The organism is Moraxella sp. E33BD (assembly GCF_041807865.1).
In the GTDB taxonomy this organism is placed as follows: Bacteria; Pseudomonadota; Gammaproteobacteria; order Pseudomonadales; family Moraxellaceae; genus Moraxella; species Moraxella haemolytica.
In genome coordinates, this window is record NZ_JBGTZD010000006.1 from 121,643 (window position 1) to 134,251 (window position 12,609).

General features: G+C 44.3%; 9 protein-coding genes. 6 read left to right on the top strand and 3 right to left on the bottom strand.

Features of this window, described 5'->3' with window-relative positions; genetic code table 11:
- Complete coding sequence (locus tag ACERC6_RS05200) at nt 1-2,997, bottom strand: ATP-binding protein (protein ID WP_373628047.1); 2,997 nt, start codon at nt 2,995-2,997, stop codon at nt 1-3.
- A 149-nt stretch (nt 2,998-3,146) separates the two neighbouring features.
- Here ACERC6_RS05200 and cysM point away from each other — a divergent pair, with 149 nt between their 5' ends.
- Both cysM and ACERC6_RS05210 read left to right on the top strand, forming a co-directional pair.
- Entirely contained in the window at nt 3,147-4,055 is a 909-nt protein-coding gene (gene cysM, locus ACERC6_RS05205) for a cysteine synthase CysM (RefSeq protein WP_284673792.1), read from the top strand.
- Between the two features lie 34 nt (nt 4,056-4,089).
- A complete protein-coding gene (locus ACERC6_RS05210) occupies nt 4,090-4,869 on the top strand; it encodes a 3'-5' exonuclease (RefSeq protein ID WP_373628048.1) in 780 nt (259 codons plus the stop codon).
- Nucleotides 4,870-4,948: 79 nt separating this feature from the next.
- Here ACERC6_RS05210 and ACERC6_RS05215 read toward each other — a convergent pair whose 3' ends face one another.
- Nucleotides 4,949-5,680, bottom strand: coding sequence for a sulfite exporter TauE/SafE family protein (locus ACERC6_RS05215; protein WP_284673791.1), 732 nt, complete (start codon nt 5,678-5,680; stop codon nt 4,949-4,951).
- Between the two features lie 332 nt (nt 5,681-6,012).
- Between ACERC6_RS05215 and ACERC6_RS05220 the strand changes: the two genes are divergently transcribed.
- From ACERC6_RS05220 to rlmD, 4 genes are all read left to right on the top strand, one after another.
- Nucleotides 6,013-7,062: a tripartite tricarboxylate transporter substrate binding protein gene (locus tag ACERC6_RS05220; RefSeq protein ID WP_284673790.1), complete on the top strand. Its 1,050-nt coding sequence runs from the start codon at nt 6,013-6,015 to the stop codon at nt 7,060-7,062.
- Nucleotides 7,063-7,140: 78 nt separating this feature from the next.
- Entirely contained in the window at nt 7,141-7,593 is a 453-nt protein-coding gene (locus ACERC6_RS05225; RefSeq protein ID WP_284673789.1) for a tripartite tricarboxylate transporter TctB family protein, read from the top strand.
- A gap of 3 nt (nt 7,594-7,596) precedes the next feature.
- Nucleotides 7,597-9,099, top strand: a complete 1,503-nt coding sequence (locus ACERC6_RS05230; RefSeq protein WP_373628049.1) for a tripartite tricarboxylate transporter permease — start codon at nt 7,597-7,599, stop codon at nt 9,097-9,099.
- A gap of 141 nt (nt 9,100-9,240) precedes the next feature.
- A complete protein-coding gene (gene rlmD / locus ACERC6_RS05235; RefSeq protein ID WP_373628050.1) occupies nt 9,241-10,674 on the top strand; it encodes a 23S rRNA (uracil(1939)-C(5))-methyltransferase RlmD in 1,434 nt (477 codons plus the stop codon).
- 55 nt (nt 10,675-10,729) lie between these two features.
- Here rlmD and ACERC6_RS05240 read toward each other — a convergent pair whose 3' ends face one another.
- Complete coding sequence (locus ACERC6_RS05240; RefSeq protein ID WP_373628052.1) at nt 10,730-12,532, bottom strand: DEAD/DEAH box helicase; 1,803 nt, start codon at nt 12,530-12,532, stop codon at nt 10,730-10,732.
- Nucleotides 12,533-12,609: the final 77 nt, after the last annotated feature.

Here is a 12,609-nt window from a genome sequence, read left to right on the forward strand (position 1 = left end):
CTACATTTTCCAATTCATTTTATTCTCATCAAGTACCTGCTTGGCAAGCTGTCCCTTTAGGTCCACCGTCCCCAAATCATCAAGTGCATCTATCAACGCACGATAGCTAGGACGCATACTCACAAAATGGCTAGCACTCACCTCTGTAATATCAGCTCGGCACCGACTCTCAAAGTCCTGTGCTGCCTGACGCAGTCTGGGTACACCTGTATATCGTGATGCCCCAACCATACGATGCGTAAGGTCGGCAAGCGTCTTTCTGTCTCTGTCTGCCCATGCACGCTCAAGCAACTGTTTTTCTTGCTCGGCATTATCAATCATCATGGTCAGTAGTTTCTCAGCAAGCTCAGCTTTATTTGCTGCACGACTTAAGGCATCTTGCCAGTCAATGTCCAAAAGCTCCATCGTGGCACTAGGCGTGGTGTTGATTGGTGTTGTCGTATGAGTCATGCCATCAATCTTATTGACAAATTTATCATCAAACAACTGCATCTCTTGATATGGCATGTCATCAGATTGCTGATTAAGCAACACCGCCTTATCCGCATCATCATGCCCAAGCCAACGCTGTAAAGTTTGCAGTAGCTGTTGATGACCGATAGGCTTACCCACATAATCATTCAATCCTGCAGCGACCAACCTGTCTTTTTCATCAGATAGCCCATGTGCAGTCAAGGCGATAATCGGCACAGGCTTAGACAGGTGGGCTTGTTCAATTTTGCGAATTTCAATACTTGCTTCAAGCCCTGACATTCTAGGCATTTGCACATCCATAAAAATCAAATCAATCGGCAACCCCTGCGATGTTGCAGTCTTGGTCATAATTTCAATGGCATCAAAGCCACTGCCCGCCATGACAACCTCCACCCCAAGCTCTCCAAGCAATGCCTCAAGCACAAGCAGATTTGGCAAATGGTCATCAACCGCCAACACACGAGTGCCTGTAAATCTCTGCTGTCTGATGGGTTTGGCGACCAACTGGTTGGGCTGATTTGACAACAGTTCGTACAGCTGTCTTTTATCCATCGGTTCATACAGAGCATTAGCATGATAGCGTTCAAGCAGTGCAGCATCCATACCCACCTGATAACCATACGCCATCAGTCTGCCATCATAGCGAAGGCGAATCTGCCTTAAAATCGCCCCAATATCATCTTGGGCGGCATCCTGTCCAAAGTTATCAACAATCACCCAATCAAATTCGTGCGTATCATCTAGCTGTTCAAGCAAATCAGCCAAACCAATCGCCTCTGTGATGACCACGCCTGTCCCTGCAAGACTTGCTTTTAATACTTGCACCGCAGGAGCATGGTTAATCCAAACCAACACATTGGCGTTCATATTTGGTTTACTAGCCATCATTTCGCCATTCATCTCGTCAGGAATATCTATGTTGGTAGGCATCTCAAACCAAAAAGTCGCCCCTGTTGGTGCGATATTTTCGCTGTTATTGTCAAAAAAGCCAATATCGCCACCCATCATCATGGTAAGTTGTTTAGAAATCACCAACCCAAGACCTGTACCACCATAACGGCGAGTTACCGACAAATCCCCTTGGCTAAAGCTCTTAAACAGCTGTGCTTTGTCCGTTTCGCTAATACCTTTGCCTGTGTCTTCAACAGCAATATTTAGATAGCCATCGTGAACATCAGATAAGCCGACACGCACCACCACACCGCCTGCGTCAGTAAACTTAATCGCATTGCCCACCAAATTGGTTAAAATCTGCTTCACTCGCAGACTATCGCCCACCACTTTGGTTGGCACATCATGATAAAATAACACCGCCAGTCGCAGGTGCTTTTCAAGTCCTGCTGGAGATAACATATCCACCACATCATAAATCGTGGCATACAGGTCAAACTCATGATGTTCAAGTACAAGTTTTCCTGCTTCAATCTTAGAAAAATCAAGCACATCATTCACCAAAGCCAATAGGTGTGCTGATGATTTTTTGATGGTTTGCACATATAGATTTTGTTCGCTTGTTAGTCCTTGTTTGCGAGCCAGTAGGTTGATAAAACCGTCAATACTGTTCAGTGGTGTTCTTAGTTCGTGGCTGATGTTCGCCAAAAATGCCGATTTGGCTTGACTGGTGGATACGGCTGCATCACGAGCATTACGAATGGAGATATTTTGCATCTCCATCTCGTCAAAGGCTTGTTGCAAATCCCTTTCCGTCTCTTCGGCATGGTTTTTTAGTTCATTAAAGCTGCCATCCAACCGTTTTAATGCCTTTAAAAAATCCTTCTGCAATAAAGAAAACTCACCATCTACATTAACTGAGGTGGGGTTTGATAGATTTGTTACATCAAGTCGCTGTAGATACAGTCGCATTTCATAAATTGGAGTAATCCAGCGTTTTGAGTAGCTGTTTAAAATCAATAAGAGCAACAAAATCGTCATCAATCCTGTGATGGACAAAGCAAGCCACACATGATAATAGGTCAAGGTCAAAGGCTTGTTGTCCATTTCAACAAACAACCAAAACTGCTTGCCATTGACACTCACAGGATTGCCATACGCCACACCCTGTGAGGTCTTAAGCCTTAGAACATGAGGTGCTGATACGTCAAAACTTGTCCAACTGGCATCAGCATTCATACCAAATGAATGCAAAGGCTCTCCTTTATCATTCATGATGGCAAGACGCTGTACTCGCTGCTGCCGCATTTGATTTAGGCTTTCTAATGTATCGCTTAATGTCGTGGTTTTTTGATGGTTATGGGCATTATAAGGTAGTACCGCATTAACAAACGCTTCATCAAAAAAAGCCTCTACCTGTGTCAGTCCATATCGCTCTAATCGTGGTCGTGCCGCTGTCTCATAACGAAGCAATGCCGCTTGTGCCAGTATGTCTTGCTCAGATAAGACCGCACGACGCACCTCACTAAACACCAAATAACCACCAACCATCGCCAGTACCGCAATGGGCAAAAACACCAGTAAAATCAACTGCCCGTAGGCACTTTTTAGACCAAAACGCACTTTATTCATACACAAGCCATCATCTACCAACCACAGATTGTCTCTTGGGGTAGTTTAGCACGCTTTTGGCGTATTTTTGAAAAAAGAGTGTGTTATAATAGACTAATTTTTAGTCCGATAATTCTTCTTTGTCGTTTATAATAACAACAGGATTGTTTATGAGTAATTTCATCACCCAGACCACCATTTTGGCAGATTGTGTGGGGCATACCCCTTTAGTACAACTAAATCGACTGAACAAGGATACTAAGGCGACTTTACTTGCCAAACTAGAGGGCAATAACCCAGCAGGCTCTGTCAAAGACCGCCCTGCTTTTAACATGATTGACCAAGCCGAAAAGCGTGGCGATATTAAAGCAGGCGATACACTCATTGAGGCAACCAGTGGCAATACAGGCATCGCTCTTGCCATGGTAGCCGCCATGAAAGGCTATAAGATGACCCTAATTATGCCAAAAAATTCCACCCAAGAGCGTAAAGATGCCGTAACTGCTTATGGGGCGACCTTGATTGAAGTAGAGCAAGGCATGGAAGAAGCTCGAGATTTGGCACTACAAATGCAAGCAGATGGGCTTGGCATCGTGCTTGACCAGTTTAATAATAACGATAACAAAGAAGCACACTATCTGACCACAGGCCCTGAAATCTGGGCACAAACAAACGGTAAAATCACCCATTTCGTCAGTTCAATGGGCACAACAGGCACAATTATGGGGGTTGGCAAATTTTTAAAAGAGCAAAACCCCGCCATACAAATCATTGGTCTACAGCCTGACGAACATTCTAGTATCGCAGGCATTCGCAGATGGCCAACAGAATATCTACCTGGTATTTTTGATGCGTCTTTGGTGGATAAGGTGATGGATGTCAATCAACAAGATGCCGAAACCTACATGCGTAGACTTGCTAAAGAAGAAGGGGTATTTTGTGGGGTGTCATCAGGGGGTGCAGCTTGGGCGGCCCACCAAATCGCTAAAGACAACCCTGATGCAGTTATCGTCTTTATCGTCTGCGACCGTGGTGACCGATATCTATCCACAGGTCTATTCGGTGTAGTGGACAACTGACCAATCTACCAAACAAGCATTCACAAGGCACATTATGAACATGAATAATCCTGTTTTGGTCTTTGACATCGAAACCATTCCTGATATTAAGACAGGCAGACGACTTTATCCTGAACTACAGGGGTTAAATGATGATGATGCCTTGATTGCACTCACAGCCCTACGCCATGCCGAAGCAGGAAATGACTTTATGCGTCTGCCCTTGCATAAAATTGCTTGTTTGTCATTTCTTTGGGTGGAACATGGACAGTTTACCCTAAAATCTTTATCATTGGACAACAAAGACGAGCATGAGATTTTGGCGAGTTTTTTTCGTGCTTTTGACAAAAAACCCACTTTGGTAAGTTGGAATGGATCAGGCTTTGACATTCCTGTGTTGCTGTATCGTGCTTTACATCATGGCATCAGTGCTCCTGCATTGTTTAATGCCGATAAAAAACCCGACTATCTGTATCGCTATGGCGAGATGCACATTGACCTAATGGACAAGCTATCGCTTTATAACGGCTACAACAAACAAAAGCTAGACACCATCGCTTCACTGTGTGGCTTTGCAGGTAAGGGCGATATAGATGGCTCTCAGGTCATGCCAATGGTGCAAAATAACGAATGGCGAAAGCTAACCACCTACTGTGAATCTGATGTATTAAACACTTGGTTGGTTTATCTACGCTGGCTTATCTTAACAGGCAAGGCGGATACACAGCTTTGCCAGCGTATCAGCGAGCAGACACATGAGTTTGTTGCCAGTATCACCAATGACGATGGCACACTTCGCCACGAACGCTTTTTGCAAGCATGGCAAACCAACTAGACATCAACCAAAAAGCAGGTCATTTACCTGCTTTTTATTTTGTCTGCCCTACCAACCCTAAGAGCCCCCATTCCACCCATCAAAACACACCCAATTTATCCACATTATCATAAATAATCTTAATGGCAATGGCACTAAGTAGCCATGGCATGGTAGCTTTTAACCATGCCATCGGCAGGCGGTTACGCAGTTTTACGCCAACCCATGAGCCAAATGATGCCGATAACGCCATCAGTACAATCAATCGCCAATGCTCAATGAAACTAAAACCTAAAATGATATAAACAATCAATTTAAAAACATGCACAACAGTCATCATCAACGAACCTGTACTAACAATGACATCGTTATTATCATATTTTTTCATCAACATGGGTATATGCAAAGGTCCAGGAGCACCAACAAACAGCCCAATACCCACCTGCACAAAACCGATCAGATAAAAATTCTCTAAACTTTTTAATAAGCGATTGACAGTGCCGGACCACTGAGTCAAAAGGATATAAAAGGCAATAAATAACGGAATTAAGTCAAGTTTAACAAATTTTACCGCCATGCCAAAAAACAACACCCCTATCAATGCTCCCACAATGAATGGGCGAAAATAAGTCAGCACCACATCACGCCTGCCAAGCCAAACACGACTTACATTGCTTGCTAGCTGAGTGGTGGCATGAATAGGAATGATTGCACTGGCGGACAAAAACATGGGCATTAACCCAAGTAAAATCGTACCGCCTGCTAGCCCTGTGATGCCCGCCAAAGCCGAAGTAAAAAAATTAATGATGACCAAAATAAGATGATCTAACATAACAAACGCACCGATGATAGGGAGAATAATGTAGCAACATTCTTAAAAAACACAAGCCAAGAAGCTCAACAACAAACAACACCGACATCAACTCTAAAAGCAAATACAACAAAAACAACACAACACAAGTCTGTCTTATTTTATCTCAATCATGGCATATTTATAAAAATATTTTCTATTTTGTAATTGCCAAGCTACTTTTCTTTCCGCTATAATACATATAGTTTCAAAAAGACTAAAACGGCTTTTTACAGTCTTACTGCATACTTCCCAATAGATCTGAACAGCAGACCCATTGAGAATTCTTATATCTTATATCCGGAGTTGATATTATGAAACTATTTAAGCACGGTGCCATCACCCTATCTATTCTTGCCCTAGCTGCTTGCGGTGGCGACAAAAAAGAAACAGCACAAGCCACGGATGCTGCAGCTGGCACAGAAGTAGTGACACAAGCACCTAAACGCCCAGAGTGTATCGCTCCTGCCAAGCCAGGTGGTGGTTTTGATTTAACTTGTAAGCTTGCCCAATCAGGTCTTCAGGATTTAGAACTGATTGATAAACCAATGCGTGTTACTTATATGCCTGGTGGCGTAGGTGCAGTAGCTTATAACAAAATTGTTGCCAATGACCGTAAAAATGGCGATGCAATCGTTGCTTTCTCAACAGGCTCTATCCTAAATCTATCACAAGGCAAATTCGGTCAATTCACCGAAAAAGATGTGCGTTGGCTTGCAGCAGTAGGTACAGATTATGGCATGGTGGCGGTTAATGCTGACTCACCATACAAGAACCTAGCTGACCTAGTAGACGCCTTAAAAAAAGACTCTAAATCTGTAACTTTCGGTGCAGGTGGTAGCGTCGGTGGTCAAGATTGGATGCAAACAGCCCTACTTGCTAAAGCAGCAGGAATCAACCCAGATGCCATGGGTTATGTGGCGATGGAAGGTGGTGGCGAGGCGGTTACAGCCGTACTTGGCAATCACATCCAAGTTGTGTCAGCAGGTCTAGCTGAGGTGATGCCACATGTTAAGGCAGGCAAGTTGCGTGTACTTGCTGTGTTCGCTCCAGAGCGTCTAGAGGGGGAAGGCTTTAAAGATATTCCTACTGCCAAAGAACAAGGCTTTGATATTCAATGGCCTGTAATTCGTGGTTATTACATGGCACCAGAAGCATCTGATGCGTCTTATAACTGGTGGAAAGGTCAGTTTGACAAAATGCTTGCCGATCCGAAGTTTGCTGAACTTCGCACCAATCGTGAGCTATTCCCATTTGCTATGACAGGTGATGAACTGACGCAATACATTTATGATGAAACACAAAAGCTACACGCTCTATCTAATGAATTTAATTTGGTAAAGACCGCTGAGCAAGCCAAGTAATACTCCTGTTACTATTTCATCACAAACCAAATCCTATCTATTAGGATTTGGTTTTTCTAAAGGAAAAAAGGAAACTGTATGGTTGACCGTATATTTTCAGGGCTCATGCTTTTGGTATCTCTCATTTTGCTTGTTATTGCATGGGGCTATACCGCACCAATTTCATATGACCCAATAGGTCCACGACCTTACCCTGTCATGCTATTGGTTTTATTGGCAATATTGACCGCCATCATCGCTTTTCGCCCTGCTAAATTTAGCGAAAAAATTCAGCTTGGACTAAATATTCCCATCATCAAAAATTTAGTACTATGTACTATTGCCATGATTTTGTATGCTGTTCTTTTTGAGATGTTGGGCTACATCATCGCCACCGCCTTGATGGCATGGGTTGTTGGCGTACTGTTTGGCGGGCATTGGCTAAAAGCCCTAATTGCATCAACCATTATGGCAGTTGCTACTTATTTTTTATTTAATGGTCCGCTTGAGGTCAGCTTACCTGCAGGTGTACTTGGGTCAATTTTGGGGTAAATGATGGAAACTTTTGATTTTTTAATGCATGGCTTTGCCATTGCTACCACACCTCAAAACCTACTGATTGCTCTCATCGGAGCATTCATTGGGACAATTGTGGGTATGTTGCCAGGTCTAGGACCAATCAATGGCGTGGCGATTTTATTACCGATTGCATATGCCTTAGGTCTACCACCTGAAAGTGCCCTAATCCTATTGGCTGCTGTGTATTTAGGCTGTGAATATGGCGGTCGCATCTCGGCAATTTTAATCAATGTTCCAGGTGATGCAGCGGCAATCATGTCCACACTAGATGGCTATCCGCTTGCCAAGCAAGGCAAAGCCGGTATTGCTTTATCTTTATCCGCCTTAAGCTCCTTCATTGGCTCAATGATTGCCATCACAGGTGTGGTATTGTTTGCTCCACTCTTGGCAAAATGGGCGATTTCATTTGGTCCTGCCGAGTATTTTGCTTTAATGGTTTTTGCCATTACTTGCCTAAGTGGTCTGGTGGGTGATGCACCATTAAAAACAGGCATCGCCGCTCTTATCGGATTATTACTTGCAACCGTAGGGGTTGATGCTGTTACAGGTGTATATCGCTTCACTTTCGGTTCAGTCAATCTATCAGACGGCATTGCTTTTACTACGATTGTGATTGGTTTTTTTAGTGTGAGCGAAATTTTAATCATGCTAGAAAACACCAGTGCTGGTCAAAAGGCTCTAGAACAGGGCAAGCGTGGCATGGTAAACCTTAAAGAGTTTCTATTCTCTTTGGGTGCAATCATTCGTAGTGGTCTGACTGGCTTTGTGGTCGGTATTTTGCCTGGTGCAGGTGCTACCATCGCCTCTGCCATGACTTATTCTAATGAACGCAAGATTGCAGGCGAAAACGGCAAATTTGGTGATGGCGATTTGCGTGGTATCGCCGCCCCAGAAGCCTCTAATAATGCGTCTGCCTGCGGTTCGTTCATTCCCATGCTCACTCTTGGGGTGCCTGGCTCTGGCACAACAGCGGTCATGATGGGTGCGTTGACGCTTTACAACATCACGCCAGGTCCTCAACTATTTGCTGAGCAACCTGACATCGTGTGGGGTTTGATTGCGTCATTATTCATCGGTAATGTGATTTTGCTTGCCTTAAACTTACCACTTGTTAAGTTTTTTGCCAAGCTACTAGACATTCCAAACTACATCTTAATACCTGCCATCGCTGCAGTGAGCTTCGTGGGTGTGTATTCAATTCACAGTACCATTTTTGATTTGGCATTAATGATTGCATTGGGTGTGTTTGGTTACTTCCTGCGTAAACTACATTTCCCATTATCAGCACTCATTTTAGGCTATGTACTTGGTCATCTGATGGAATCCAACCTTCGCCGTGCATTATCCATCTCTCAAGGCGACCTAGGCATACTATGGCAAAGCCCAATTTCAATGGTGCTTTGGGCATTGGCAGTGGTGATGGTTATTTTACCAATTTACCGTGCCATTAAAGGCAAAAAAGTCAAAAAAATTGCCTAACTCATAAAAAGCCCGCCGTCATGGTGGGCTTTTTTGGTTGCACCATCTAAATAACACAACCCTGTCATCATGATTTTTATGATGATTTTGCATCATCATTTCATGCTATAATAACCGCAATTCATCAGTAGCTCTTTTAGCATGACCAAGCATCGCCCCATTCATCAGCACGCAAAAACCCAAACACAGCCTGTTATCCTAAACATCCATGCTTTAACACACGATGGGCGTGGTATCGCAAGCTATGACGACACACATGGCAACAACAGTGGCAAAAAAGTCTTTGTTGATTTTGCCTTGCCCAATGAAACAGTCAAAGTCGCCATCACAGGCAATAAAAAATCCTTTGATGAAGGACGAGCTATAGAAGTGCTCAGCCCCAGCCCCAAAAGACAGATGCCTTTTTGCCGGCATTTTGGTGTGTGTGGTGGTTGTAGTTTGCAACATCTGCACGCTGATGAGCAACTAAAACATAAGCAGTCCGTGCTTGCCAATCATCTTACTCATCACGCCAAAGTTACCCCAAACCATTGGCTCACTCCTGTGGTCGGCAAGCGTACCGGCTATCGCACTAAAGCCAGACTTGGTGTTCGCCATTTACCAAAAAGTGGGCAGCTCATTGTTGGATTTCGTAAAAAAAACAGCAACTTTCTCACCGATATTGATGACTGCCCCATCTTGGATAATCGAATCAACCATCATCTTAAGACGCTAAAAGCCATGCTCGCCCAGCTTAAAGGAGTTGGTGGTATTACACACCTTGAATTTGCCACAGGTGATGAGTCATCACAAGTAGCAATGGTGATCAGACATACCCAAAAGCTCAACAAACAAGACAGACAATCACTCATCAAGCTCTGTCAACATCTAAACTGGCAATTGTATTTACAACCGCATGGTGAAAACAGTGTGCATCGTATTGATAGCAATGAATTGCCAAACACTCAAAGTACACCGCCATCAGGTGGGCTGTTTTATCAACTGCCAAATTTTGACATACGCTTAGAATGCTCACCGCTTGATTTTACGCAGGTTAATCTTTCGGTAAACTCACCAATGGTTCTGCTCGCCTGCGACCTATTAGACTTACAAAAAGGCGAGACCGTGCTTGATTTGTTCTGCGGTCTGGGTAATTTTAGCTTACCTTTGGCTCGCTGTGTGGGCGAAACAGGGCGTGTCATAGGTGTTGAAGGCAGTGCTGAGATGGTTAAGCGTGCTACCATGAATGCAGCACAAAACGGCATTTGTCATGCCGAGTTCTACACTCAGGATTTAAGCCAAGATTTCTCAGACAAGCCTTGGGCAAAGCGTGTTGATGCCTTGCTCATTGACCCACCTCGCTCAGGGGCTGCTACCGTCATGGCGTATTTAGGCAACTTTCAAGCCAAACGCATCGTCTATGTCTCTTGCGACCCCATCACGCTTGCCAGAGACACCGCTACCATCATCGCCCAAGGCTACCGTCTCACGCATACTGGCGTTATGGATATGTTCTGCCATACAGGTCATGTTGAGAGCATTGCTCGCTTTGAAAAAATCCACCCCATCAGCCCAACTCAAAACAACCAATCATAAAGTCAGCTCAAATAAAAAAGCACACCAATTGGCGTGCTTTTTTATTTGGGTTTTGTTAGTTTACTTGGAAGCGGCGTTTTGGTGCCCTATCTTGACGCTTAGAAGAAAATACCTCTTCTACCACTCTTGGCTTTTTCATGCCCTGATTTGGCGTCTTGTACAACTTGTTTGTTGGTCTATCTTGACGCTCATTGCGATGCTCTTGGCGAGAGCGATTGCGAAATTCGCCATGACCGCCATACCCTGATTCTTTATCAGAATGACGCTTAGGGCGTGTATTACCATGCTCATGCGTATTGGCATACAAGCCATCTGTGCGTCTGTCATGTTGTGGGCGAGATTGGCGACCATCTTGGTGGTGACTTTGGCGATGGTAGCTACGATTACCATCAAACTCACGCCCCCTACTTTCAAAGGTACGCTCACGAGGAGCATCTGATGTATAATTTTCCTGCCGACGATCTTGACGCTTTGGACGGTCATGCCAATCTTGGCGTTCTTGTCGGTCATAAGAAGATCTCGCTTTTTTGTTTGTGCGGTCCTGACGATGACCTTGCTCAGCTCGTCTGCCCTCAAAACGGCGACCGTCTTTTTTTCGTGGGTTATTCTTACGGCATTCTTCTTGTTCAAATGGGGGACGCTTAGGCTCAAAACCTTCAATGGTCTCTTCGCTCATGGTGCGTTTTAGATAGCGGTTAATATTTCTTAATTGCCCACGATCATCAAAACTACACAAGTTCATTGCCACACCTGTACGCCCTGCACGCCCACAGCGTCCGATACGATGTACATAGTCTTCAACCTGACGAGGCAAATCATAGTTCACCACATGACTGATGGCGGAGATATCAATGCCTCGTGCCGCCACATCGGTCGCCACTAAAAAGTCGCATTTACCGCTTTTGACATCACTGATGATGCGGTTTCTTTTACCTTGTGGTAAATCACCATGTAAATAGCGTGCTTTTAGCCCTGCGTCAGTCAGTGTCTGAGTTAGCTGTTCTGTACTGCGTTTGGTGGCAGCAAAAATCACGGCTTGATTAATATCTTGATTGCCCAACAGCTCCAACAGAATCTTATTTTTGTGATGAAAATCATCACAAAAATACACCGACTCTTCAATATGTCCACTCTCAACCTTAATAGAGACTTTCTCAGGATTGTTAGTGAAACTTTCGGCAATCTTGCCCACTGCACCATCCCAAGTTGCTGATGACATGACGGTTTGGCGAGATGCCGGAGCATTTTGCAAGATGGTCTGAATATCATCAGCAAAGCCCATGTCAAGCATGCGGTCGGCTTCATCTAGCACCAACACCTCAAGTTTGGACAAATCCACACGACCTTCGTTCATGTGGTCAATCAGACGACCAGGTGTGGCAATGACAACCTGAACACCCTTTCTTAAGGCACGAATCTGACCACCATAAGGCGAACCACCCACCAAAGGAATGCTATACATTCCACGCAAATTCGCCCCATAACGGCGTACATTATCATGTACCTGTTGAGCCAACTCACGAGTCGGTGTCAAAATCAGTGCATAGATGTGCTTATCAAGACAGCTTTGGCGACTCAGTTTATCTAAGATAGGTAATACAAATGCCGCAGTCTTACCTGAGCCTGTCTGTGCTGACAGTAGCAAATCACGACCTGATAGTGCATGGGGAATCGCCCCTGCTTGAATGGGTGTTGGATTGGTGTAGCCGCTTTTAACCAGAGCTTTTAAGATAGGCTTATTGAGTGATAAATCTTCAAAAGTCAGACCATCTGACTCACTTTTTTCTTTGCTATTTTCAAGGACAGCAGAATCATTAGGCAACGTGCCGATTGCACCTGCATCATCAAATTGGGGCATAAATAACCTTTATGTATTCTTGTATATATCAAACCACGAGATGAGAAAAAACATCAAGCCACCAAATCAATGGCGAG

Excerpts from the sequence above, each read along its gene's own strand:
- ACERC6_RS05200 (WP_373628047.1), bottom strand. The coding sequence starts at position 2,997 with ATGAATAAAGTGCGTTTTGGTCTAAAAAGTGCCTACGGGCAGTTGATT.
- cysM (WP_284673792.1), top strand. The coding sequence starts at position 3,147 with ATGAGTAATTTCATCACCCAGACCACCATTTTGGCAGATTGTGTGGGG.
- ACERC6_RS05210 (WP_373628048.1), top strand. The coding sequence starts at position 4,090 with ATGAACATGAATAATCCTGTTTTGGTCTTTGACATCGAAACCATTCCT.
- ACERC6_RS05215 (WP_284673791.1), bottom strand. The coding sequence starts at position 5,680 with ATGTTAGATCATCTTATTTTGGTCATCATTAATTTTTTTACTTCGGCT.
- ACERC6_RS05220 (WP_284673790.1), top strand. The coding sequence starts at position 6,013 with ATGAAACTATTTAAGCACGGTGCCATCACCCTATCTATTCTTGCCCTA.
- ACERC6_RS05225 (WP_284673789.1), top strand. The coding sequence starts at position 7,141 with ATGGTTGACCGTATATTTTCAGGGCTCATGCTTTTGGTATCTCTCATT.
- ACERC6_RS05230 (WP_373628049.1), top strand. The coding sequence starts at position 7,597 with ATGGAAACTTTTGATTTTTTAATGCATGGCTTTGCCATTGCTACCACA.
- rlmD (WP_373628050.1), top strand. The coding sequence starts at position 9,241 with ATGACCAAGCATCGCCCCATTCATCAGCACGCAAAAACCCAAACACAG.
- ACERC6_RS05240 (WP_373628052.1), bottom strand. The coding sequence starts at position 12,532 with ATGCCCCAATTTGATGATGCAGGTGCAATCGGCACGTTGCCTAATGAT.